This is a genomic window from Sinorhizobium sp. BG8, assembly GCF_016864555.1.
Lineage (GTDB): Bacteria > Pseudomonadota > Alphaproteobacteria > Rhizobiales > Rhizobiaceae > BG8.
In genome coordinates this window covers 1,691,651-1,715,854 of sequence record NZ_CP044011.1, presented here as the reverse complement: position 1 = coordinate 1,715,854, position 24,204 = coordinate 1,691,651, and the positions used below count along the sequence as shown (strand labels likewise).

Below are 24,204 nucleotides of genomic sequence, written 5' to 3'. Positions count from 1 at the left end.
CACATGCTGATCGGGCGCGGCGAGGCGCCGTTCGGACAACGCGATAACAGCGGCCAGCAGCGCTGCAATCGTCCACCGGCGGGTGCCGGCCGGCTTGTGTTCATACAAGCGAGACTGTCAAACTCGCAGCATTTGATTAAAAGCTGATTAAGTGGGCTGAACGGCCTGCCGGCGAGTGCAAATGGAAGGAAGCGGGGCATAGTTCGTTTTTCCGGCTTTGCAGCCGTTCGCGAATCCGCGAAAATAGGCGATGACCATCAGGCAGCTTTCCGAAACGCTCATCAACCAGATTGCCGCCGGCGAGGTGATCGAACGCCCCGCGAGCGCTGCAAAGGAATTGATCGAGAACGCGATCGACGCCGGTGCGACCCGTATCGAGATCGCCACGGCAGGCGGCGGCAAGACGCTTCTGCGCGTGACCGACAACGGCTCGGGCATGATGCCACAGGATCTTGAGCTGGCGGTTCGCCGCCATTGCACCTCGAAGCTTTCCGACAGCCTTCTCGACATTCGCACGCTCGGGTTCCGCGGCGAGGCGCTTCCCTCGATCGGCTCCGTCTCCCGGCTTTCGATCCAGAGCCGAACGGCCGCGAGCACGGAGGGATCCGAAATCGTCGTGACGGGCGGAAAGGTGGAGGCCGTACGCCCCGCCGCCGCAAACCGCGGCACGGTGGTCGAAGTGCGCGACCTGTTCTTCGCCACTCCTGCCCGCCTGAAGTTCCTGAAAACCGAAAAGGCCGAGGCGTCGGCAATTTCCGACGTCGTCCGGCGCATGGCGATTGCCTTCCCGCATGTTCGCTTCGTGCTCTCAGGACCCGATCGCAGCACGCTCGAATTTCCGGCGACCGGAGACGACCGGCTGGCGCGGATCGCCCAGGTGCTCGGCAAGGATTTCCGCGACAACGCGATCGAGATCGAGGCTGAACGCGAGGGAGTGTCGATGAGCGGCTTTGCCGGCGTGCCGACATTCAACCGCGGCAACAGCCTGCACCAGTTCGCCTTTGTGAACGGCCGGCCTGTGCAGGACAAGCTGATCTGGTCCGCGCTCAGAGCCGCCTATGCCGAGACGGTGCCCCACGGGCGCTACCCGGTGGCGGTGCTGGCGATCAACATGGATCCCGAGCTTGTCGACGTGAACGTGCATCCGGCGAAATCAGACGTCCGCTTCCGCGATCCGGGCCTCATTCGCGGGCTTATCATCGGCGGCCTGCGCGAGGCGCTTTCCCGCGACGGCGACCGCGCCTCGACGACCGGCGCGTCCGGACTGATGCGGGCCTTCCACGGAGGATCAATCCGGCCGGCGCAGCCGTGGGACATGTCCTCCTCGCCCTATCGCCCGGTGCAGCCGCAACCGACGCCCACGACCTTCGCCGAGCCGCCGCAGGCGCGCTTCGACACCTTCATCGAGCCTTCCGCCCGCGCCGAGCCCGCCCCTGTGCCGTCGCAAGGAGCGGACGTGGCCGTTTCGCATCCGCTCGGGGCAGCGCGCGCCCAGATCCACGAGAACTACATTCTCGCCCAGACGGAAAACGGCCTGATCATCGTCGACCAGCATGCCGCGCACGAACGACTGGTATTCGAGGCGATGCGCACGGCACTTCACGCCCGTCCTGTGCCTGCCCAGGCGCTACTGATCCCCGAGATCGTCGACCTTTCCGAAGACGACTGCGACCGACTGGTGACCCATTCGGAGGAGTTCCGGCGCCTCGGCCTGTCGATCGAACGTTTCGGCCCCGGGGCCGTGGCGGTTCGGGAGACCCCTGCCATGCTCGGCGAGATGGATGTGGTAGGGCTGATCCGGCAACTCGCCGACGAACTGGCCGAATGGGATACGGCCAACGGACTTCAGAACCGGCTGGAATATCTGGCGGCGACGATGGCCTGCCACGGCTCCGTCCGATCGGGCCGGCGCATGCGGCCCGAAGAGATGAACGCCCTGTTGCGCCAGATGGAGGCGACGCCCGGATCCGGCCAGTGCAATCACGGCCGTCCGACCTATATCGAGCTCAAGCTCGCAGACATCGAGCGCCTTTTCGGCCGAAGCTGAAAAAGCTGGAATTCAGCGGGACGGCGCTGTAATCACGGATGACCGTGTTGTGACGGCAAAAGCAGGAGCCTGGAACCATGATGAATCGCTTTGAAGGACCCGGTCGCGAGGCGCGGATCCGCTATCTCGATGGCGACTTCCAGATTCTGATGCCCGGTTCCCATGTGATCTGCGCCATGACGGGAGAGATCATTCCCATAGACGAGCTTCGCTACTGGAGCGTTGCGCGCCAGGAACCCTATGTCGACGCCAAGGCCTCCTTCGAAGCCGACAAGCGGGCGGGCATCCTTCCGACCCAGATGCGCTGATCCGGCGATCAGCCGGTCGACCCGTTCCCCAGCCTGCGCTTGCGGGCCGAGGCAATCGCCGCATCGATGATCTTGCCCGGGGCCTTGGGGTCGTCGAAGCGGATTTCCACGCCGATCACCCGGCTCTTTTCCCGAAGCTCTTCCGATCGCCCGTGTCCGCCCGCAAGGCGGACGCTGTCCTTAGCGGTCGTCACGATCGGGTAGCCTGTCCGATCCGCCACATCGAGCAGTTCGACCACCTCGTCATCCGACAGGTGGTGATGATCCGGGAACCCGCGCCTTACCTCGGGATCGGCTCCCGTCTCTCGCACGGTGCGGAAGAACTTTTCGGGATCCGCGATCCCCGCCCAGGCGATGACCGTCTGCTCCCCGAGATCGTCCACGTCAGTCGGGACGAGCCTTGCCGTGTGAACGGGCTTTCCCGCCCGCGCGGCCTGCCGGACCAGCCGGTCCGCCTGTTTGCCGTCTCCGATCGTCAGGAGCGCGCTTGCCTGCCGCATCTGCTCGCCAAGCGGGGCCCTGACCGGACCGCTCGGAACGAGATAGCCGTTCCCCAGTCCACGATGCGTATCGATGACGAGCAGCGCATAATCAAAAACCAGGCGCGCGCTCTGGAAGCCGTCGTCCATGATGATGAGGTCGACACCTTCGTCCACCAGACGCTGTGCTCCCTTCGCCCGCTTGCGGGAGATGACCGTGAGGGCCTCGCGTGCAAGCAGCAGCGGCTCGTCACCGACAGCGCGAGAATAGTGGTGGGCCGGATCGACAACGGTCGTCACGTCGAGGGAGCCGCCATAGCCGCGGCTGAGAAAACCGGGCTTGAGCCCCCGGGCTTTCGCCGCACGTGCCAGCGCCAGCGCCGTCGGCGTCTTTCCAGCGCCGCCGACCGTGAAATTGCCGACGCAGATGACAGGGACCGGAAATGCCGCACGCTTCGCCCTGCGCATCCGGCGACCCGCGACAAACCCGTAAAGCCTCGAAACGGGCCACAGGGCCCACGCACGCCAATCCGCCTTCGTCCACCAGAAAGGTGGTGCTTCAGAAACCATACCGCCCCCTGCTCGGCTCACGCGCTTCATCCGCATACGCGGCCGCGATCCGCCGAAACTCGCCCCTCTGCAGGAAACGCGAAAACGTTCATAAAAGCAACCGCTTGTATATCTATGCCGCGGTGGTGGGCACGGGGCGGGCCGCACCGGCCTCCGGCAGCAGGGCCACGAGCTCGGTGATATCGTTGAGGCAGTAGTCCGATGCCGCGGCAAGCGACTCCCGCGAACCGGTTCCCGTCAGCACTGCGACGGTCAGGCCGGCGCCGGCGCTGCGCCCCATGTGAAGATCGTGATTGTTGTCGCCGACCACCGCTATCTCGTGCGGTTCGAGCCCGGTCGCGGCACAGAAGCCGAGCACCATGCCCGGTTCCGGCTTCACGCCGTGGCCGCTGTCATAGCCCGCTACGTAGTCGATGTAGTTCTCGAAGCCGAACCTCTGGGCGGTGGCCCGGATCGAGCGTTCGTTGTCGCTCGAGGCAACGCCGAGCCAATAGCCCCTTGCCCGCAGTTCGCCGAAGAAGCGGGAAAGATCCGTGACGGCCACGGCGAGGGACGCGGAGTTCGCAAACAGCCCGTCGAAGAGAGCCGAGAGATCCTCCACCGTGAAGGTGGCACCGGCAGCCACCATGCCCTCGGCGATCTCCACAGTGTTGCCGGCGGCAAGCAGGCTATCGGGAAGGACGTAACCGGTATCCGGGTCCATGCCGCCCGCCACCAGCAGGCGCCGCGCCAGATCCTCATCGCCGCCGGCAGCGATCCGCGCCAGCTCGTAATTCACCGGGACCCAACTCTTGGCATAGTCCAGGAGCGTCCCGTCCTTGTCGAAGAGAATACCCGAAATCGCGGCAGTCTTGGTCATGAAAGCACCGTTCAGGAAGGTTCACGTGGATGCAGCCGCGCCTTGACGGTCAGCGGATTGATGTAGGGCTCGAGCCCCTTGATGGTGGCACGCAGCGCGCCGCGCATGTCCTGCACGGTCTCCTGACCGGCCTCGATCATCGTGCGGCGCACGTCGTCGTGGGTCAGCAGGTAGTTGACGCCCTTCGCGAGCATCTCGACGTCGCGCACCATCCGGGCGCTGCCGCTCTTGGCGAGCTTCTGGTAGCTCTCGCGGAAGTTCTGCACGTTGGCGCCCGAAAGGACCGCGCAGCCGAGCATGGCGGGCTCCAGCGGGTTCTGCCCGCCCTCGGCAAACAGCGAGCGTCCGACGAAGGCGACTTCCGTCATGCGCAGGTAGAGCCCCATCTCGCCGATGGTATCGCCGAGAAAGACATCGGTTTCCGGCGTGAGCGGATCGCCACGGGTGCGCCGTGCTACCGTCAGCCCCTTGGCCTTCAGCATATCCTCGATCGCGTCGCAGCGCTCCGGGTGGCGCGGCACGATGATGGTCAGCAGGCCGAGACGCTCCTTCAGCACGCGGTGGACATTGCCGGCGGCGGCCTCCTCGCCCTCGAAGGTCGAGATCGCCGCCCATGTCTTGCGGTCACCGACCTGGTCCCGGTACTCACGCAACACCGCCGGATCGTACGGCGGTGAATCCGTGTCCACCTTGAGGTTGCCAGAGACCAGCACCGGCAGCGCACCAAGCGTGCGAAAGCGTTCTGCATCCTCCTCCGTCTGGGCGATCACCAGAGCGAGGTTCTCGAACAGCGCGTCTGCGAGCCCGGGACGGCTCTTCCAGCGCTTGAACGAGCGGTCCGAAAGGCGGCCGTTCACCAGGACCTGAGGGATGTGACGAGCTCCGAGTTCGAGGATCGTCATGGGCCAGATCTCGGATTCCGCGATGATCGCGAGATCCGGATGCCAGTAGTCGAGGAAACGGCTGACCGCAGGCTTGAGATCGAGCGGCACGTACTGGTGGATCACCCCGGAGCCGAGCCTTGCGGCAGCCACCTTTGCCGAACTCGTCGTGCCCGTCGTGAGCACCACCGAAATACCGCGGCGGCGAACCTCCTTGATGAGGGGGACGACAGCCGTCGTTTCACCGACGCTTGCGGCGTGAAACCACACCAGAGGACCATTCGGCCGCTCCACGCTGGCGCGGCCGTAGCGCTCGCGCCGTCTCGACCTGTCTTCCTTGCCCTTCGCGCCGCGGAAGGCCAGGTAGGAGCCGATGACCGGATAGAGCCCGACGCCAATCCAGCGATAGGCCGAAAGCGCGACCCGAGCGAGCACGCCCCTCATCGGCCATGGCTCTTCGGTTCAGCCGTCACAGGAAAAGAATTCATCAGGCACCCGCTTGTACAATCGGCCGGCATGGCCGGCCGATGACGAAAATTCATACGTTTCAGGCGTTCTCTGGATCGAGAAGGCGGTGCAGGTGCACGATGAAATAGCGCATGTGGGCGTTGTCTACCGTCATCTGCGCCTTGGACTTCCACGCCGCGAACGCGGTGGCATAGTCGGGATAGATTCCGACAATATCGAGGTCGTCCAGTTTGCGGAAGTCGACACCCGTGAGCGTGGTTAGTTCGCCTCCGAACACCAGGTGCAGACGCTGTTTCGTTTCGGTATTTTCAGCCATGTCATCTCTCAATACTTGTGCGACCGCCCTCGCAGTCGGTTTGCGGTATTCCGGCTCAAAGGTCAATGGCCGGAAAGGGTGTGCGACGCCCTCACAAACCGGGAAAGTCGTTCGAGACCCGCGGCGCACAGGATCCCGTGACTGACCTCGGGACGATTGTAGAAAAGGGCCGCGCCCTCGAGCGTTGCAAGCCCGCCGCCCGCACGCGAAAGGATGAGATCGGCCGCTGCGAGGTCCCAGTCGTGGGAGTTCCGCTTGACGAGCGTCGCATCGATCCGGCCGTCGGCCACCATTGCGAGGCGATAGGCGAGCGAGGGCACATGGGCGATGCGCTCGACCTCGCCGAGGCCCGACAGGTCCATGTTCGAGAGCATGTCCTGTGCGGCCGCGACACGCGTCGCACGCCCCTCCTCGGCAGGGGCAATCTGCAGCGGCGCGCCGTTCTTGAGGGCGGGACCATCGGCGATAGCCGAAAAGACTTCACCAAGTGCCGGTGCTACCAGAACGCCTGCGACGGGCCGTCCCCGGTGCACCACGGCGGCGCTGACGCACCACACGTCCAGTCCGGCGATGAAGGCCCTGGTCCCGTCGATGGGATCGATCACGAACACTGTCTCGCAATCAAGGCGGGCCGCATCATCGTCCGTCTCCTCCGAGAGCCATCCGTAGTTGGGCCGCGCTGAAAGCAGTTCCTTCTTCAGGATATCGTTGGCGGCAAAATCGGCGGCGCTGACCGGTGACCGGCCCTCGTTCTTCCACCAGACCTCGGGTGAGTTGCCGAAGAACTCCATCGCGCGGGCGCCGGCTGCCTGCGCCGCCCCAACGAGGAGCTCGAGATCAGCGCTCCAGGATCTTCCCGCTCTTGCGCCAGTCATCGGCCTATCCGTTCCCGCACCGGCCTGTGTCGGTGCGTTTGCCGTTCATTTTCCAGCAAGTGTCATGCCCTCGATGGCAAGGGTCGGTGCAGCCACGCCGAACTTGCGATCGATGTCGTCTGCGGGCGTAATGCGCATGAACATGTCCTTGAGGTTCGAGGCGATCGTCACCTCGGACACGGGGAATGTCAGCTCGCCATTCTCGATCCAGAAGCCTGAAGCGCCCCGGCTGTATTCGCCGGTGACCATGTTGACCCCCTGCCCGATCAGTTCGGTCACGTAGAAACCTGTTCCGATCGAGCGGATGAGATCCTCGGGCGACACGTCACCGGGCTCAAGCGCGAAATTGGTCGAAGCGGGATTTACCGCAGTGCCGCCGCGCACGCCGCGGCCGTTGGTGGAAAGGCCGAGCTCGCGCGCGGTCGAGGTCGACAGGAACCAATGATTGAGAATGCCGTCCTCGATCATGACGAGGCGCTCGCCGCGCACGCCCTCGCCATCGAAGGGACGCGATGAGGAGCCGCGAACGACAAGCGGATCGTCCGTCACGAAAAGGCCGGACTTCAGCACCTGCTTGCCCATCCGGTCGCGCAGGAAGCTCGTCTTGCGCGCGACGGAGGCGCCGTTGATCGCCCCGGCGATATGACCTGCAATCCCGCGCGCCACACGCGGATCGTAGACGACGGTGACATCCTTGGCGGTCGGGACCTGTCGCGGGTTCAGTCTTTTCACCGCCCGCTCGGCGGCACCGATGCCGATGTCGGCGGCATCGCGCAGGTCGGCGTAGTAGAGGCGGCTGTCGAAATCGTAGTCGCGCTCCATCTTCGTGCCTTCGCCCGCAATGACGCTGACGGATCGGCCGAAGCGGCTCGCCTTGTACGAGCCGGAGAAGCCGTGCGACGTGGCAAGGACCAGTCCGCCCATGCCGGCAGAAGCACCGCCGCCGCCCGAATTGGTGATCCCCCCATAGCCAACAGCCGCAGCCTCGGTCGCCAGGGCGGCTTCGGTGAGCTGATCGGCGGAAACCTCGGACGGATCGAAAAGCTCGAGCTCCGGCCAGTCTTTCGCCAGGTCGGACGGGTCCGCGAGCGAGGAGAACGGATCCTCCGGCGAGGCCTTGGCCATGGCGACGGCCCGCTCTGCGAGCAGCTTGAGATCGAAACCGGGGTTCGCCGACACGCTCGCAACCCGCTTGCCGACGAAGACGCGCAGCGAGAAGTCGTCGCTTTCGGAGGCCTCGGTTCCCTCCACTTTGCCTAGACGCACCGTGACCGAGCGGGAGTGCCCCCGCACGACCACAGCGTCTGCCGCATCGGCACCCGCCGCGACCGCTCGGTCGATCAGCTCGCTGGCTCTGGAGAGAAGGCTTTCGGAATCGACAGCATCGGACATGATTTGGCCTTTCATTCCTGCCCCATTTATTGTGCACTCCGACAAGCATCAAGGCCTGGGGCCGTGATTCTTCCAGACCACATCTCATAGATAGTCGCCTGCAAAAGGTTCCTGCGCGAATGCCGAATACCCATGCCCTCTTTTCCGAGACCCTGCTGCTGCTCGGCGGCGCGGTGCTTGCCGCACCTATTTTCAAGCGGCTCGGCCTCGGCACCATTCTCGGATATCTCGCAGCCGGCGTGGTGATCGGGCCGATATTGCATCGCATAAACGACGGCGAAGAGATCCTGGGCGTCGCCGAACTGGGCGTGGTTTTCCTGCTGTTCGTCATCGGCCTCGAGCTGAAACCCTCGCGCCTTTGGCAGATGCGGCGGCAGATCTTCGGCATGGGTATTGCCCAGGTCGTCCTCACGGGCGCCGCACTCTTCGGCATCGTCTGGTTCACGGGGCTTTCCGACTGGGCGGGAAGCCTCATCATCGGCTTCGGTCTTGCGCTCTCCTCGACCGCCTTCGCCCTGCAGATCCTGAACGAGAAGGGTGACACCAACACGCGATACGGCCAGGCTTCCTTCTCGCTGCTGCTGTTCCAGGATCTCGCCATCGTGCCGCTGCTCGCGCTCATTCCGCTGCTGGCGAAACAGCCGCCGGAAGATCCGACGAGTGCAGTTTACGACTTCACCTTCGCCGTCGCTGCCATCGCCGGCATGCTCGTCGCCGGCCGCTACCTTCTCAACCCGCTCTTCCATGCGATCGCCCGGACGGGCGCGCACGAGGCAATGATCGCGGCGGCACTCTTCGTAGTGCTCGGTTCGGCGTCCCTGCTGCAACTGGCGGGTCTCTCCATGGCCATGGGCGCCTTCCTTGCCGGAGTGCTGCTCGCGGAATCCTCCTATCGCCACGAGCTCGCCGCCGACATCGAACCGTTTCGCGGGATCCTGCTCGCCCTGTTCTTCATGGCTGTCGGGCTGTCCCTGGACCTCGAGGTCGTGACCAAGAACTACCTGATCATCCTCGCGGCGGTCCCGGCCCTGATGATCGTCAAGAGTGTCATCATCTTCGCGCTATGCCGCATCGCCGGCGCCAGCCGGAACGACGGGATCCGCGTGGCGCTCCTCCTGCCCCAGGGCGGCGAATTCGGTTTCGTCCTGTTCACGGCGGCGGCAGCGGCCGGAGTCTTCTCCACAGGCATGGCGTCGCTGCTGATCGTCATCGTTACGGTCTCCATGGCGCTCACACCGGCCGCGGCCGGCCTCGCCAACTTCCTGCTCAAGGAGGAAGCCGCGGAGGAACTGGAGGAGGATTTCGAGGGAGCGGGCTCCGACGTGCTGATGGTCGGTTTCTCGCGCTTCGGACAGATTGCCGCTCAGATCCTGCTTGCCGGCGGCAGGGACGTGACGATCATCGACTATTCCGCAGACCGTATCCGGCAGGCGGCGAACTTCGGCTTCCGCATCTATTTCGGAGACGGGACCCGCAAGGACGTGCTGACCGCTGCCGGCATCGAACGGGCCAAGATCGTCGCTGTCTGCACCCACAGGCGGGAGACGACCGACAAGATCGTCGATCTGGTGCAGGCCGAATACCCCAACGCGCGTGTCTTCGTGCGCTCCTACGACCGGGTGCACACGCTTTCCCTTCGCGCCCGCGGCGTCGACCACGAGACCCGCGAGACATTCGAGTCCGGCCTCGTTTTCGGACGAAGGACGCTGGAGGGACTGGGGATCCTGGAAGACGAGGCCCGTTCGATCAGCGACGACATCCGTCGCCGCGACGAGGAGCGACTGGTGCTGCAGGCGGCGGAAGGGCTTGCCGCGGGGCGCCACATGCTACTCTCCAAGCCGGTCCGGCCGGAGCCGCTGCTCAAGCCGAAGCATGTCGGGCATCTCCTCGAAGACGAGGACGGCGACGACACGACGGCGATCGGCGAAGCCACGCGACAGGCGGCGAGCTGACTATGGGTGGCTGTCGGGAGGCTGGCGCGACGGCTTCGAGAGAAGTTCATCCAGCGCGCGCTTCAGCTCGTCCCTGATGCCGGCGGTCGCGGCAAGGACGTCTCGCGCCTGCAGGAAGTCCAGCACCCGGAAGCGCCCCACCTCCGGTCGCAGCATGATGTCGGGCGCGCCTTCCCTGAGCTTCATGGCCACGATCGATTTCATCGTGAGCTGGCTTGCGCCGAAGAGACTGTCGATCGAATTCGGCGTCGACAGATGGTCGCCGGGCGGCTTGCCGATCACGTCCACGCCGATGGTGATATCGGCCTTGCCGCGCAGGTGATCGAAAGGCACCGGATTCCAGAGCCCCCCATCGATCATGACCCTCCCGGCGATGCGGACCGGCATAAATACGGCCGGGAGCGCCGCCGAGGCCGCGAGCGCAGGCAGAAGTTCCCCGCTTTCGCAGACATGTTCCGACTGCCCGAAGAAATCCGCGGTGATCACCTTCATCGGTATCTGCAGGTCTTCGAAGCAATCGGGCATGCTGTCGTGCAGAAACGCCTTGAGGATGCGCTCGAGATTGAACTGGCCGAAGCGGAAACCGCTGCCCCAGGCATCCGCCAGGCTCGCCGGGCGAAGGCTCCATATGCGGTTCAGCGCGTTCGTGCGGTCTCCGACACTGCTCAGCGTGTGCTCGCGGATCTCGCGGCCCGACAGGCCGGCCGCCATGGCGGCGCCCATGATGGCGCCGATCGACGATCCCGCGATGAGGGTCGGTTGTATGGCATATTCGTCGAGCACCTCGATCACGTGGATATGAGCGAGCCCGCGCGCACCGCCGCCGCCGAAGGCGATCGCGACGGTCGGGTGCGCGGCAGCCGGCCTGGACGAGGTTTGGTGCGCGAGGCGGGTTTCGGTCATGCTCGATCCTCTCCTCTTTGCTTCGGCGTCAGGCTGGGCTGAACCGATAGAAATGCATGCGCGTGTCACCGAAGGCGCGGACCTCGAGAAAGTCGAAGCCGTCGACGGCGCCAGGATTTACATCGGCACGCTCCTCGAGGATGGCAAGGGCACCCGGCACGAGCCAGCCGCCGCGGGCGGCCGCGTCAAGCGCCTTCTCCCCGAGCCCCTTGGCATAGGGTGGATCGGCGAAGAGGAGATGGAACGGTTCCATCGTGCCGACGGAACCAAGCGAGGTCGCATCCCGTCGAAAGATCTTCGCGCGCCCGATCACGCCCAGCGCCTCGATGTTCGTATGAATGAGACCACGTCCCTCGACACCCTGCTCCACGAAGAGCGTCGAACGGGCACCGCGCGAGAGGGCCTCCAGGCCCACCGCGCCGGTCCCTGCAAAGAGATCGAGAACGCGAGTGCCTTCCAGCGCCTCGGGATAGGCGTGGTTCAGGATATTGAACAGGCTCTCGCGCGTCCGGTCGGTCGTCGGCCGGATATCGTTGGATCTCGGTGTGGCGAGCGTACGCCCGCGGAACTCTCCGCCGACAATCCGCACCTTCGACTACTTCCCCTTGCCGCGCGGACGCGATGCGCCGGAGGGTCTTCCGCCCGGCTTGCCGCCACCGGGCTTGCCACCACCGGACTTGCCACCAAAGGACTTCCCACCGAAGGGCTTTCCGCCGGGCTTGCCCGAGAAGGACTTTCCACCCGGCTTGCCGCCAAACGGTTTATCGCGCGGCTTGTCGCCCGCGGGTCTCTCGCCGAACGGCTTGCCGCCTTCGCGGCGCGGCGGACGATCTCCAAACGGGCGATCGCCTTCGAAGCGGGGCTTGCGCTCGCTACGCGCGGGCCGGTCGCCATACTCGCGGGCCGCGCGCTCGTCGCCGGCACCCGACCGCTTGCGGCCGAAACCGCCGCGCTCGCCGTCACGCGGACGGCTTTCGGGCTCGCTCGCGCGGATCCAGTCACCGCCGTCGTCGTCGCCAAGGACGCGTGGCTTGCGTTCACCGCCTGAAGGCCCGGCCCTGAAGCCGGATTTCTTCTTGTCGGGATCGTATTTGTGCGTGGAGGTCGTCGCCTCTCCGTCCCAGTTCCGGCCGTAGCGCTTTACCTTCGGCGCGCCTTCCGGGCGCGGACGTGGCGTGCGCTTCACAGCCTCCTCGCCCTCGGCGGCCTTTGCCTTCTTTTCGGCAACGGGTCGGGCACCGGGGGCCATCCAGACGTTGGCCTTCCTCGTGCGATTGCCCGGCTCGCGCTTCGGCCTGTCGTCGAACCGGCTTTCCTCACGGTCCCAACCGCCGCCGCGCTTGCCGTCCTGCCGGTCGTCCCGCCGTGTATCCAGGCGACCACGTGCCTTTTCGCGACGATCGCCTTCCTTCTCGCGGAAGGGTCTTTCCTGGCGTTCTTCGCGTGCCGGCTTTGCGGCTCGCGCAGGCGCCTCTTCCATTTCCTGCTCGCGCTCGAAGAGCGGCGCATCGAAATTGGCCTTGGCTTCGTCGATCAGGCGCGGGCCGAGCTGGTCGCGCAGCATCCGGCCGCGGATTTCCTGGGCGCGGCCTTCCGGAAGGTCGCCGAGCTGGAACGGACCATAGGACAGGCGGATCAGGCGGTTGACCTCGAGCCCGAGCGCGCCGAGCACGTTCTTGATTTCGCGGTTCTTGCCTTCGCGAAGCCCCATCGTGATCCAGACGTTGGAGCCCTGAACCTTGTCGAGCGTCGCATCAATCGCACCGTAGAGGACACCGTCGACGGCAATGCCGTCCTTGAGCTTGTCCAGCGCTTCCTGCTCGATCTTGCCGTGGGCACGCACACGGTAACGGCGAAGCCATCCGGTCGAAGGCAGCTCCAGAACGCGGGCAAGCCCGCCGTCATTGGTGAGGAGCAGCAGGCCCTCCGTGTTGATGTCGAGCCGGCCGATGGACAGAACCCGCGGCAGATCCTCCGGAAGGTTCTCGAATACCGTGGGGCGCCCTTCCGGATCCGAGTTCGTGGTCACCAGTCCCGCAGGCTTGTGGTAGAGCCACAGGCGCGTGCGCTCGATGCCGCGGATCGGCTGGCCGTCGACCTCGATGCGATCGGCAAGCGTCGCGTTCAGGACCGGCGTGTCGAGCACCGTTCCGTTGACGCTGACGCGACCTTCCATGATCATCCGCTCGACATCGCGGCGCGATGCAACGCCTGCACGCGCAAGGAGCTTGGAAATACGTTCGGGACCCTGAGCTGTGGCGTGATCGGCGGCCTGGGCGGAGGCGCGAACCGGCGCTTTCTTCTCCGTCTTTGCGGCAAAGGGCTTGCCGCCCGATGCCTTGGGGCCTGCCGATTTGGCTGCGAAGGGCTTCTTGGAACCCGGCTTGCCGCCACCGTCACGCGGCTTGCGGTCGCGGTCGAATGGCTTGGCTCCGGGCCGTCTGGGCTTGTCTTTGGGTGTCATTTGATGTTTGCCTGAGTTTTCGGGTGTCGTATCAGGTCGCAGGCCCGTGGTTAAGAGGAATTCGCGTCGGGAATGACAAATCGGTTCATGGAACTGGCCATCGCCGAAGCCCGTCTGTCGGGAGAACGCGGCGAAATCCCGGTCGGAGCCGTCATCGTGCGCGACGGGGTTGTTATTGCGACGGCCGGCAACCGCACGCGCGCCGACAACGACGTGACCGCCCATGCGGAGATCGTCGCAATACGTGAGGCGACCGCGCAGCTTGGGCAGGAAAGGCTGTCGGGCGCCGATCTCTACGTCACCCTCGAACCATGCACCATGTGTGCGGCGGCAATCTCGTTTGCCCGCATCCGCCGGCTCTACTACGGCGCCAACGATCCGAAGGGCGGCGCGGTCGAAAGCGGTGTGCGCTTCTACGCGCAGCCGACCTGCCATCACGTGCCAGACGTCTATTCGGGAATCCGGGAGAGCGAGTCGGCCGAGATGCTGCGGCATTTCTTCAGGGAGCGGCGAGACGAGGATTGAGCTGCCCGGCGACGACCACAACGGGGTCAATGGCGATCGGGCCAGCCCAGCCGGCTATATCCACTGAATCAGGCCGCGGCCGCGCCAACCTCGCGCCCGTCCATGACGATCCGATTGCGCCCGCCTGATTTCGCCCGATAGAGATCTCCATCCGCCTGGCGGAAGAAATCCGCCGGATCGAAAGGCCCCTGGGCCCAGGCAATTCCGATGCTCACGCTCACGGGGACCGGCCGACCGTCAGCAATCATTCCGCATTCCGACACGGAGCGGCGAATGCGTTCGGCCGTGTGGATTGCTCCTTGCCGGTCCTGTCCGGCGAGAAACACCACGAACTCTTCTCCACCGATCCTTCCCCACAGGTCGCCCCCGCCAACGCAGCCGCTGATGGCGGCACCGATCCTGCGCAACGCCTCGTCGCCCACGAGGTGGCCGAACGTGTCGTTGATCTTCTTGAAATGGTCGGCGTCAGCGATGATCAGCGCCGCAGGGCCCGTGCTTCCGGGAGCGGCCGCCTCGAAAGCGGAGAAGAACGCCTCGCGGTTCAGGCCGCCGGTGAGAGAATCCGTGCGGGCCCTCGTGCGAAGATCCGCGTGGAGTTCCTTCAGCGCCCGATGCGCGTCCTCGAGCTCGACATGCATGCAAGCCAATGCATCGCGCTGCCGGGCTATCGTTTCCTTTTGGTGGAACTGGTAGGTGCTAGCAGGACCCGCAATGACGAGCGGGCAAAGCATACTCATCCAGAAGCCCGGGCCATCCGGATGGCCTCCCAGGACGGGCACGATGAGCAGCACGATGGCAACCGAAACCACCACGGATGCCCCCGTTGCGGCCGCTGCCTTGATCGCCGTTTTCCTGCTGATGCCCAACATGGCGCGAACGCTACCCTGCACGGGTTAACGCAACGTGAGGTAGAACGGGAAATCTCTAACGATCGCGAAAGGCCCGCTTCAACCGGCCGCAAACTCTTTCAGCTTGTCACCGGCGAGGCGATAGCGCGTCCACTCGGAGAGCGGTTCCGCGCCGATGGCCTCATAGACCCGGATCGCCGGCTCATTCCAGTCGAGCACGCTCCATTCGAAGCGTCCGCACCCTTCCTCGACCGCGAGACGCGCGAGATGGCGCAGGAGCATCTTGCCGGCACCGCCGCCGCGATGCTCGGGCGTGACGTAGAGATCCTCGAGGTAGAGACCGTTGCGCGCCTGCCAGGTGGAATAGCTCATGAACCATACTGCAAAGCCCACGGGGTCACCGTTTTCGCTTTCGCAGATGACGGCGCGCGTGACCGAAGTGGGTCCGAAAAGTGAAGAGGCGACGGTTTCGACCGTCGCCTCGACTTCATGCTCAGCCTTTTCGTAGACCGCAAGTTCGGTGATGAAACGCAGGATGGTTCCGGCGTCAGCCGTCGTCGCAGGGCGAATGCGATAGGCCATGGATCAGAACGGCCACCAGGGGCTCTTGCCGGTCTTTGCGATCGAGGCCTCCTTCTTGCGGCGGCGCTCCTTGTCCTTCTCCGGCTCTCCGAGATCGGCCTGCGCCTCCTCCGGCATCTTCCGGTACTCGATCGGCGGATCGCTGAGGGTGCGGCGCTTGTCAGAGTAGAGGCCCTGCTCGAGGCGTCTTGCCTCGCGGTACTTCTCCTGCTGCTCCTTGGCGGAGAGCTTGCGGCCCGTTTCGAACTGGCTCGTGAGAGGCGATTCGTAGAACTGGTTGTTCTGGTTGAGCGTCGCCTCCTCGCGCAGGCGCTCACGCATCTGCTCCGGGCTCTCGACCCACTGCGGATTGTCCTTGCCGGCAAGCGACTGCTGCGGCTGCGCCAGCTTGGTCTCATCCTTCGGAAGGACGAGCTGGCCGCGCGGCTGGTAGGCAATGGTCTTGGCGGCGCCGTTTCCGGGCCGGATCGTCACCGCATTGCCGATGTCGTCCATCAGCTGTTCGGTCGCTGTCTTGTCGGTGCCGTAGGTCGGGCCGCCAACGCAGCCGGACAATGCCAGGCCTGCCCCGACGAGCCCAGCAAGGCTGGCGCCAACTCTCAACTTCCGCGTCATTTCCATGAATACCCTTCCAGCAGAGCCGGTGCACGATACTGCTTCTGCGTGCCATGGCGGAAAAATCGGACGATTTTCAGGCAGCTTTACCGGATGAGGCCACAAAGCGCAATTCATCCGGTAGCTGTTGTCCAAAGGATCCGGCAATCAGGCCGCGACGCGGAAGCCAATCTCCCGAAGCGCGGCGGCATCGCGTGCCGAAACGTCGGGATAGTCCGCATCCGAGCCGACATCCGTGGTGATTCGCCAGGAGCGGGCGCACTTGCGGCCTTCCGCCCGCTTCGGCTCGACGGCAACCTTTGCCACCTCGCCGAGACGGAATGCATCCGCCGGCCCCTCGCCAGCCACCACGGTGATCGCCGAGGTGATGCAGATCTCGGCGAAGTCCTCGCCGTCCAGCGCCTTGAGAAGCTCCGGATCGCCGACATGAACCACGGGAGCCGCCTCCAGCGACGAACCGATCCGCTTCTCGCGCCGCTCGATTTCGAGAGCGCCGGTCACGACGGTGCGGACTTCGCGGATCTTTTCCCACTTCGCCTTCAGCGCGTCGTCGCGCCATTCGGCGGCAACGGCCGGGAACTGCTCCAGATGCACCGAAACCGCGTCGGGCTTCAGCGACAGCCAGGCCTCCTCCGTGGTGAAGGGCAGCATCGGCGCCAGCCAGGTGACGAGGCACTCGAAGATCTTGCGGATCACGGCAAGGCTCGCGCGGCGGCGAAGGCTCGACGGCGCATCGCAATACAGCGCATCCTTGCGGACGTCGAAGTAGAATGCCGAGAGCTCGACGTTCGAGAAATCGATCAACGCACGCGCGATCTTCTTGAAGTCGAAGGCGTCGTAGCCCTCGCGAACCAACTGGTCGAGTTCGCAAAGCCGGTGCAGCATGAGCCTTTCGAGCTCGGGCATATCGGCATGAGCGATCTCCTCGCCCTTGTCATGGGCGAGCGTGCCAAGCATCCAGCGGATCGTGTTGCGCAGCTTGCGGTAGGCGTCGATGTTGGTCTGGATGATCGTCTTGCCGAGGCGCTGGTCTTCCCAGTAGTCGGTGGTCATGACCCACAGGCGCAGGATATCGGCGCCGGCATCCTTCATCACGTCCTGGGGTGCAACGACGTTGCCCTTGGATTTCGACATCTTCTCGCCCTTCTCATCCATGGTGAAGCCATGGGTGACGACGGCGTCGTAGGGAGCACGGCCGCGCGTCGCGCAGCTCTCGAGCAGCGACGAGTGGAACCAGCCGCGGTGCTGGTCGGAGCCTTCGAGATAGACGTCGGCCGGCCATTTCAGGTCCGGACGGTCCTCCAGGGTGAAGGTGTGCGTCGAGCCTGAATCGAACCAGACGTCGAGGATATCCATGACCTGCAGCCAGCGGGCATGATCGTGGTCGTTGCCGAGGAACCGCTCCTTGGCACCTTCCGCGAACCAGGCGTCCGCGCCTTCCTTTTCGAAGGCTTCGAGGATGCGGGCGTTGACCGCCTCGTCGACAAGGATCTCGCCCTGCTCGTCGGCAAAGATGGCGATCGGAACGCCCCAGGCTCGCTGGCGGGAGAGAACCCAGTCCGGGCGGCTCTCGATCATTGCGCGCAGGCGGTTCTGGCCGGCGGCCGGAACGAAACGCGTCGCATCGATCGCCGACAGCGAACGCGAACGCAGCGTCGTGCCGTCGCCGAAGTCCTTGTCCATGTAGACGAACCATTGCGGCGTGTTGCGGAAGATCACCGGCTTCTTGGAGCGCCAGGAATGCGGATAGGAGTGCTTCAGACGGCCGCGGGCGAACAGCGCGTGGCGTGCGATCAGCGCCTTGATGACGCGGTCGTTGGCGTCACCCTTCTTGCCCTTGTCGTCGATGACGCGTGCGGCGCCATCCTCCGCATCCGGACCGAAGCCCGGCGCGTCGGCCGTGTAGAAGCCGGCATCGTCGACCGGGAACGGGATGGCGGAGGAGATGCCGCGCGCCTCGAGCGCCCGGGCATTGTCCATCCACGCCTCGAAGTCTTCGCGACCATGGCTCGGCGCGGTATGGACGAAGCCCGTGCCGGCATCATCCGTGACGTGGTCGCCGTCGAGCAGCGGAACCTTGAAATCATAGCCGCCGCCGAGGCCGTGCAGTGGATGGTTGCACACGACAGCCGCAAGCTCGTCGCCCTCGATGTCGCGGACGAAGTTGAATGTCAGCTTGGCCTTGGCCGCCGACTCCTCGGCAAGACGCTTGGCGAAGATCAGCTTCTCACCCGGCTGCGGGCCGAAGTCGTTCTCGGCAGTCGCGACTTCGTAGAGGCCGTAGGCATAGCGCGAAGAGAACGCGACCGCGCGGTTGCCGGGGATCGTCCAGGGGGTCGTGGTCCAGATGACGACGAAGGAACCCACCAGAGAATCCGGACCAGACTTGACCGGGAACTTCACCCAGATCATGTCGCTCTCGACGTCGGCATATTCGACTTCCGCTTCGGCCAGCGCCGTGCGCTCAACCACCGACCACATGATCGGCTTGGAGCCGCGGTAGAGCTGGCCGCTCCTGGCGATCTTCATCAGCTCGCCGGCGATGCGCGCTTCCGCGTGGAAATTCATCGTGGTGTAGGGGTTCTCGAAGTCGCCCTCGATGCCGAGGCGCTTGAACTCCTCCGACTGGACCTTGATCCAGCCCGAGGCGAAGTCGCGGCACTCCCGGCGGAACTCGTTGACGGGAACCTCGTCCTTGTTCTTGCCCTTCTCGCGGTACTTTTCCTCGATCTTCCATTCGATCGGAAGGCCGTGGCAGTCCCAGCCCGGAACGTAGTTGGCATCATAGCCGCGCATCTGGAACGAGCGGTTGATGACGTCCTTGAGGATCTTGTTGAGCGCATGGCCGATGTGGATGTTGCCGTTGGCGTAGGGCGGGCCGTCGTGGAGCACGAACTTTTCGCGGCCGGCGGCAGAGGCGCGCAGCTTCTTGTAGAGGTCCATCTTCTGCCAGCGGGCCACCGTTTCCGGTTCCTTCTGCGGCAGGCCGGCGCGCATCGGGAACTCCGTCTGCGGCAGGTAGAGGGTGGAGGAATAATCGACTTTTTCGGGCGTATCGGTCATGGCTGTGGCAATCGTCTCATCGCGCGATCTGTCGCGCATGTAAGGGAACGGGTCTGGTGGTGACGGCGGGAGCGTTTGCGGAACGCTCGAAAACCCGGACCTTCCGGCCTCGCTCAGAGCGCGCGGAAGGCCGGGCCACTAATTCGCAGATCGATGGTAAGCCGTATCAGCATCATGGTGGGCGGTATTACGGCGTTTTCGCTCTCTTGAAAAGGTGCACGATGTGATGCGGCGACTTTTCTTGGGCCGGAGCGTTCAGGTTGCAAAGCCGAAACACGCTAGAAGCAGAGACGCAGATCGATCTCGCTCAGCGGACGCACGCCGGAAAGAAGTGCCCTCGCCTCCTCGTCATCCCGCTTCATCTGCGCAACCAGCGCATCGAGCCCGTCGAACTTCAGCTCGTCGCGAAGGTGGCCGAAGAAGGAGACCGAGCAGACCTGACCATAGAGATCGCCGGAATAGTCGAACACGAAGGTCTCGAGAAGCGGTGCGCCGTTAGCGTCGACCGTCGGCCGGCGTCCGAAGCTTGCGACCCCGTCGTGCAAGGTCCCGTCGGCTCGACGGAACCGCACCGCGTAGATGCCGTTGCGAAGGCCCGCTTCAGGAGGAAGCTGCATGTTGGCAGTCGGGTATCCGAGCGTGCGGCCGAGCTGCTTGCCGCCGATGACCTCCTGCTCGACCGTGAAGCGGTAGCCGAGCTCGCCGGCCGCACCGACGACGTCGCCTTCACAGAGCATAGAGCGGATGAGGCTCGAGGATACGACCGAGGTATTCTCGTCACGGAATGCGTCGACCAGCGTCACCCCGAAGCCGTTGGCTTCGCCGGCGGCCATCAGGTAGGCGGGGCCACCTTCGCGACCCTTGCCGAAATGGAAATCGAAGCCGGTGACGATATGGGAGGCATGCAGCCAGTCCAACAGCACCGAGTCGACGAAATCGTGCGGCGACAGCTGGGAGAGCTGGCGATCGAACGGATATTCGATGACGGCGTTGAAGCCCATGCCTTCGAGGATGCGCGCCTTGAGCGGAGCGGGCGTGAGGCGGAAGACCGGTTGATCCGGGCGGAAGACCGTGCGCGGATGAGGCTCGAATGTCAGCACCAGCGCCGGGATCGCACGCTCGCGCGCAATCTGCAGCGCCCGGTCGAGCACGGACTGGTGTCCGCGATGCACGCCATCGAAATTGCCGATCGCGATCACTCCGCCGCGGAGCGCTTCGGGAAGCGGATCCCTGGTCTCGTTTCGATGAAAGACAGTCATCTCGGCTTCGATCCAATCACTTCAGGGCAGGCATCCACCACTTCGGCGTCGCGCCTTCTCTTTCCAGGAATGCTGCGAGCAGCTTCTCGTCGGTGCGCCCGTCGACAACGTACTCCTGCGCATGGATGCCGCCGGAGATATACAGTACATCAAGCCCGAACGCCTCCGCACCCCTGACATCGGTCGGCATTCCGTCGCCGATGGCAATGACCCGCGACGATGCGAATTCGCCGAAGACCTCGCGTGCCTCAGTCATCGACGCCTCGTAGATGGGCCGATGGGGCTTGCCGGCGATGAGTGTCGTGCCGCCGAGTTCGCCGTAAAGCTGGGCGAGCGCCCCGCCGCAGGGGATGAGGCGATGTCCGCGCTCGACCACGAGGTCCGGATTGGCGCAGATGAAAGGCAGGTGGCGGGCGGCGAGCACTGTCAGTTCCTCGCGGTAGTCCTCTGCCGTTTCGGTCTCGTCGTCGCGGAAGCCCGCACAGACAACGATTTCCGCCTCCTCGGCCGACACGCGCTCGACATCGAGGCCGGTCAATAGCGGATGATCCTTGTCGCCGCCGATGAAATAGATCTTCGGCGGTCCGGACGAAATCAGCGCGCGTGTGACATCACCCGACGTAACGATGCGGTCGTAGGCGTCATCCTCTACGCCGAGGCCGCGGATCTGCACCTTGACGCCCGGTGACGGTCGCGGGGAATTGGTGATCAGCACCACTGCGAGGCCAGCAGCCCGGGCCGCGGCCAGCGCCTGCGACGCGTTCGCGAAGGCTTCGACCCCGTTGTGCAATACGCCCCACACGTCGCACAGCACGACGTCATAGTGCCCTGTGATCTCGTCGAAGGAATCGATGCGCTTTGCCATGATGACTTTCCGGTAGTTGGGAGGCCGGGCTGACATCGCAAAGCTGGAACGAGAAAACAAGCCTTTCCGAAGAAATTTACGCCTCGGCGCTTCTCACAAAGGCCATGAAAGGAGGAAGCCGAGGACACCACTGACCGAAAGCGCGGTGAGGATCCCGGTCTTCAGCCGGAGCAACATGAAGGCCGAGACGATCGTAAGCGCGAGGGCGTGAAGATCGATGGAGGACCATGCGGGCAACGGCATCGACAGGGGCCCCGCCTCCAGGCGTCCGACCTCGCGAAAGAGCACATGCAAGCCGAACCAGAGGGCGAGATTGAGGATCACGCCGACAACAGCCGCCGAGATTGCGGCCAGCGCCCCTGAAAGCGCCTCGTTGCCGCGCAGCCTCTCGACGTGGGGCGCACCGAGAAAGATCCAAAGGAAGCAGGGCACGAACGTGACCCAGGCGGCGAGGAAAGCCCCGAGGAGCCCGGACAGCAGCGGATCCAGGCCGTCGGCATCGCGAAAGGCGGCAAGAAAGCCGACGAAGGACAGCACGAGCACCAGCGGGCCCGGCGTCGTCTCGGCGAGCGCCAGACCGTCCAGCATCTCTCCCGGCTTGAGCCATTGATAGGTGTCGACCGCCTGCTGAGCGACGTAGGCGAGAACGGCATAGGCGCCGCCGAACGTGACGACCGCCATTTTCGAGAAAAAGACACCGATCGCATTGAAGGCGCCGGTGTGGCCCGGAACCATCGCCAGGAGCAGGAAGGGCGCGATCCAGAGTGCGCAACAGACCGCGACGACGAGGAACGCCCTCCCCGGGGTCTGCCTTCCCCCTTCCACGCCTTCTCCGATAACAGATGGAAGGTCCGGCACGTGGCTGCGATGGCCCGCCTGCGGCTGGAGAAGGCCGGGCGCGGTGCGCGCCGCGACATATCCGACAACACCGGCAAGAAGAATGACCAGCGGGAACGGCAGCGCGAAGGCGAAGAGCGCGAGGAAGGCGAGCGCGGCAAGAATGCGTGCGGCGGGCGTCTTCAGCGTGCGACTGGCGATCCGGATGAGCGCCTGGACGACGATCACGAGGACAGCGGCCTTCAAGCCGAAGAAGAGGGCATCCAGCCAGTGGGTATCCTGGAAGAGGGCGTAAGCGGAAGAGAGCACGCAGATGACGAGGAAGCCGGGCAAGACGAAGAGCGTCCCGGCCGCGATGCCGCCGCGGGCGCCGTGCAGCAGCCAGCCGACATAGGTGGCAAGCTGCTGGGCCTCGGGACCCGGCAGCAGCATGCAATAGTTCAGCGCATGCAGGAACCGGCTTTCGGAGATCCATCGCCGCTCGTCCACCAGCTCGCGGTGCATGAGCGCGATCTGCCCGGCGGGGCCTCCGAAGCTCAGAAGCCCGATCCGTGCCCAGACCTTCAGCGCCTCCCCGAATGTCGGGTGTCTGGGAGAGGCGTCTGCTGTCATCCGGTCGTTCATGGGCGCCTCGGTCGGCGAGACTTCACTTGCGCGCGCCATGCGAGACCCAGTCGTGTTTTTCCTGCGAGGCGTCTCGCGCCCAGCGATAGAGCGCGTCGTAGAGCAGCATACCCGCCTCGAGCTGTTCGAGATCGTCCGCGTACATGCGCGAAAGTCCGAGTGATATGGCGAGCAGCCCTGCGGCCTGCGGCTCGAGATCCGGCCGGTCCGTATCGGCGCCGCGAACGATGCGGGCGAGATGTTGCAAGGCCGGAAAGGCAAGCGCGAACTCCTCGATCATCACGTCGAAGGAGCAAAGTTCGCCGCGATGGCTCCAGAACACTCCCTCGACATCGAAGGGCGTGGCGTCGAAGCGATGCGCGACCGCTTCGACCTCGGAGGGAGCGACGAAGAGGAAGACCGCCTTGGGATCGACGAAGCGCCGGATCAGCCAGGGGCAGGCGATCCGATCTATCTTCGGCCGGGAACGCGTCACCCAGAGCGTTCCGCCTCTATTGCATTGCCCCGGCAGTCGCGAGACCGGAACAAGCGGCAGGCCCGCCTTCTGCCAGGTCTCGAAACCGCCTTCGAGGACTTCCGCCTGGGCGCCCTCGGAACGCAGGAATGCGGCAACGCCCTCGCTGAGCTTCAGACCCTTTTGGCAGATGACGACGGCCTGGTGGCCGCGATAATCGCCGGCCCATTGCCGGATCTCCGTGTGGCTTTTCCTGATGGCAGCAGGCAGCAGGAATGGCGCGGCGGAGAAATCGTCCTCGTCGCGCACGTCGATCAGGATCGGCGCTTTTGGCGTGCCGATCAGGCGCACGAGCTTTTCGGATGAAATTGCATTGTAGGAAGCCATGATACGTCCCTCATGATGTGAGATTAAGGACGCGAAATTCGGCATGGCGCCTCGTGGGGCATTCGCAAGCCCCATATGTTTGTTAAACAAAATTGCGGGATCCGTGTCAACTTCTGCCCGGAGAACATAATTTTGCCGAAGCCATCCTTGACTCCATCCGGCGTCAAGCCTATCTCCCCCTCGCTAGCACTCTCCAGATGTGAGTGCTAACACCAATCGAACGGATCCGTTCGTGATCCGCAATGTCATTTGATCGAGGGATTAGACAATGGCAAGCACCAACTTCCGTCCGCTCCACGACCGCGTCGTCGTACGTCGCGTCGAGTCCGAAGAAAAGACCAAGGGCGGGATCATCATTCCTGACACCGCGAAGGAAAAGCCGCAGGAAGGCGAAATCGTCGCCGTCGGCTCCGGCGCACGTGACGAAAGCGGCAAGGTCGTCGCTCTCGACGTGAAGGTCGGCGATCGCGTTCTGTTCGGCAAGTGGTCGGGCACCGAAGTCAAGCTCAACGGCGAAGACCTTCTGATCATGAAGGAAGCCGACATCATGGGCATCATCGGCTGATCGCCGGTTCCCTTAAAAACTTCCCATAAATTCAAGCCGGAGTATCCGGCCTTTCGAAACCAGGAG

At 64.5% G+C, this 24,204-nt stretch carries 22 protein-coding genes; 5 read left to right on the top strand and 17 right to left on the bottom strand.

Annotation, left to right across the window (positions count from 1 at the left end; translation table 11 throughout):
• The first annotated feature begins 250 nt into the window (after positions 1–250).
• Both mutL and F3Y30_RS07895 read left to right on the top strand, forming a co-directional pair.
• Entirely contained in the window at positions 251–2,047 is a 1,797-nt protein-coding gene (mutL, locus tag F3Y30_RS07900) for a DNA mismatch repair endonuclease MutL (protein ID WP_203425915.1), read from the top strand.
• Between the two features lie 80 nt (positions 2,048–2,127).
• Complete coding sequence (locus tag F3Y30_RS07895; RefSeq protein ID WP_203426525.1) at positions 2,128–2,355, top strand: DUF2093 domain-containing protein; 228 nt, start codon at positions 2,128–2,130, stop codon at positions 2,353–2,355.
• An 8-nt stretch (positions 2,356–2,363) separates the two neighbouring features.
• Here the strand turns inward: F3Y30_RS07895 and lpxK are convergent, their stop codons facing one another.
• The 6 genes from lpxK to F3Y30_RS07865 form a co-directional block, all read right to left on the bottom strand.
• Positions 2,364–3,404, bottom strand: coding sequence for a tetraacyldisaccharide 4'-kinase (gene lpxK / locus F3Y30_RS07890; RefSeq protein WP_203425914.1), 1,041 nt, complete (start codon positions 3,402–3,404; stop codon positions 2,364–2,366).
• Positions 3,405–3,516: 112 nt separating this feature from the next.
• On the bottom strand, positions 3,517–4,263 hold the full coding sequence (locus F3Y30_RS07885) for an HAD family hydrolase (protein ID WP_203425913.1): 747 nt from the start codon (positions 4,261–4,263) through the stop codon (positions 3,517–3,519).
• 11 nt (positions 4,264–4,274) lie between these two features.
• Entirely contained in the window at positions 4,275–5,588 is a 1,314-nt protein-coding gene (gene waaA, locus F3Y30_RS07880; RefSeq protein WP_203425912.1) for a lipid IV(A) 3-deoxy-D-manno-octulosonic acid transferase, read from the bottom strand.
• Between the two features lie 103 nt (positions 5,589–5,691).
• A complete protein-coding gene (locus tag F3Y30_RS07875) occupies positions 5,692–5,928 on the bottom strand; it encodes a DUF4170 domain-containing protein (protein WP_203425911.1) in 237 nt (78 codons plus the stop codon).
• Positions 5,929–5,990: 62 nt separating this feature from the next.
• Positions 5,991–6,803, bottom strand: a complete 813-nt coding sequence (locus F3Y30_RS07870; RefSeq protein WP_203425910.1) for a 3'(2'),5'-bisphosphate nucleotidase CysQ — start codon at positions 6,801–6,803, stop codon at positions 5,991–5,993.
• Between the two features lie 45 nt (positions 6,804–6,848).
• On the bottom strand, positions 6,849–8,195 hold the full coding sequence (locus tag F3Y30_RS07865) for a TldD/PmbA family protein (protein ID WP_203426524.1): 1,347 nt from the start codon (positions 8,193–8,195) through the stop codon (positions 6,849–6,851).
• 119 nt (positions 8,196–8,314) lie between these two features.
• Between F3Y30_RS07865 and F3Y30_RS07860 the strand changes: the two genes are divergently transcribed.
• On the top strand, positions 8,315–10,147 hold the full coding sequence (locus F3Y30_RS07860; protein ID WP_203425909.1) for a monovalent cation:proton antiporter-2 (CPA2) family protein: 1,833 nt from the start codon (positions 8,315–8,317) through the stop codon (positions 10,145–10,147).
• Here F3Y30_RS07860 and F3Y30_RS07855 read toward each other — a convergent pair whose 3' ends face one another.
• Genes F3Y30_RS07855 through F3Y30_RS07845 form a run of 3 tightly spaced genes read right to left on the bottom strand, consistent with a single transcriptional unit; the run spans position 10,148 to position 13,514 of the window.
• Positions 10,148–11,050, bottom strand: a complete 903-nt coding sequence (locus F3Y30_RS07855; protein ID WP_203425908.1) for a patatin-like phospholipase family protein — start codon at positions 11,048–11,050, stop codon at positions 10,148–10,150.
• Positions 11,051–11,078: 28 nt separating this feature from the next.
• Positions 11,079–11,639, bottom strand: a complete 561-nt coding sequence (gene rsmD, locus F3Y30_RS07850; protein WP_203425907.1) for a 16S rRNA (guanine(966)-N(2))-methyltransferase RsmD — start codon at positions 11,637–11,639, stop codon at positions 11,079–11,081.
• Between the two features lie 6 nt (positions 11,640–11,645).
• The gene (locus F3Y30_RS07845) at positions 11,646–13,514 is read right to left on the bottom strand and encodes a pseudouridine synthase (RefSeq protein WP_203425906.1); all 1,869 of its coding nucleotides are present in this window, start codon (positions 13,512–13,514) and stop codon (positions 11,646–11,648) included.
• Between the two features lie 72 nt (positions 13,515–13,586).
• Between F3Y30_RS07845 and F3Y30_RS07840 the strand changes: the two genes are divergently transcribed.
• Complete coding sequence (locus tag F3Y30_RS07840) at positions 13,587–14,039, top strand: nucleoside deaminase (protein ID WP_203425905.1); 453 nt, start codon at positions 13,587–13,589, stop codon at positions 14,037–14,039.
• A 68-nt stretch (positions 14,040–14,107) separates the two neighbouring features.
• Here the strand turns inward: F3Y30_RS07840 and F3Y30_RS07835 are convergent, their stop codons facing one another.
• The 8 genes from F3Y30_RS07835 to F3Y30_RS07800 form a co-directional block, all read right to left on the bottom strand.
• On the bottom strand, positions 14,108–14,908 hold the full coding sequence (locus F3Y30_RS07835) for a GGDEF domain-containing protein (RefSeq protein WP_203425904.1): 801 nt from the start codon (positions 14,906–14,908) through the stop codon (positions 14,108–14,110).
• Positions 14,909–14,986: 78 nt separating this feature from the next.
• Positions 14,987–15,469, bottom strand: a complete 483-nt coding sequence (locus F3Y30_RS07830; RefSeq protein ID WP_203425903.1) for a GNAT family N-acetyltransferase — start codon at positions 15,467–15,469, stop codon at positions 14,987–14,989.
• 3 nt (positions 15,470–15,472) lie between these two features.
• A complete protein-coding gene (locus F3Y30_RS07825) occupies positions 15,473–16,090 on the bottom strand; it encodes a hypothetical protein (RefSeq protein WP_203425902.1) in 618 nt (205 codons plus the stop codon).
• A 141-nt stretch (positions 16,091–16,231) separates the two neighbouring features.
• Complete coding sequence (ileS, locus tag F3Y30_RS07820) at positions 16,232–19,147, bottom strand: isoleucine--tRNA ligase (protein WP_203426523.1); 2,916 nt, start codon at positions 19,145–19,147, stop codon at positions 16,232–16,234.
• A 278-nt stretch (positions 19,148–19,425) separates the two neighbouring features.
• Complete coding sequence (locus tag F3Y30_RS07815; protein ID WP_203425901.1) at positions 19,426–20,406, bottom strand: bifunctional riboflavin kinase/FAD synthetase; 981 nt, start codon at positions 20,404–20,406, stop codon at positions 19,426–19,428.
• A gap of 16 nt (positions 20,407–20,422) precedes the next feature.
• Positions 20,423–21,271: a TIGR01459 family HAD-type hydrolase gene (locus F3Y30_RS07810; RefSeq protein ID WP_203425900.1), complete on the bottom strand. Its 849-nt coding sequence runs from the start codon at positions 21,269–21,271 to the stop codon at positions 20,423–20,425.
• A gap of 93 nt (positions 21,272–21,364) precedes the next feature.
• Positions 21,365–22,732 carry a chromate efflux transporter gene (gene chrA / locus F3Y30_RS07805; protein ID WP_203426522.1) on the bottom strand — a complete coding sequence of 456 codons (1,368 nt, stop codon included), beginning with the start codon at positions 22,730–22,732 and terminating at the stop codon, positions 21,365–21,367.
• Positions 22,733–22,754: 22 nt separating this feature from the next.
• A complete protein-coding gene (locus tag F3Y30_RS07800) occupies positions 22,755–23,573 on the bottom strand; it encodes a sulfurtransferase/chromate resistance protein (protein WP_203425899.1) in 819 nt (272 codons plus the stop codon).
• Between the two features lie 268 nt (positions 23,574–23,841).
• Here F3Y30_RS07800 and groES point away from each other — a divergent pair, with 268 nt between their 5' ends.
• Positions 23,842–24,138, top strand: coding sequence for a co-chaperone GroES (groES, locus tag F3Y30_RS07795; RefSeq protein ID WP_004109735.1), 297 nt, complete (start codon positions 23,842–23,844; stop codon positions 24,136–24,138).
• Positions 24,139–24,204: the final 66 nt, after the last annotated feature.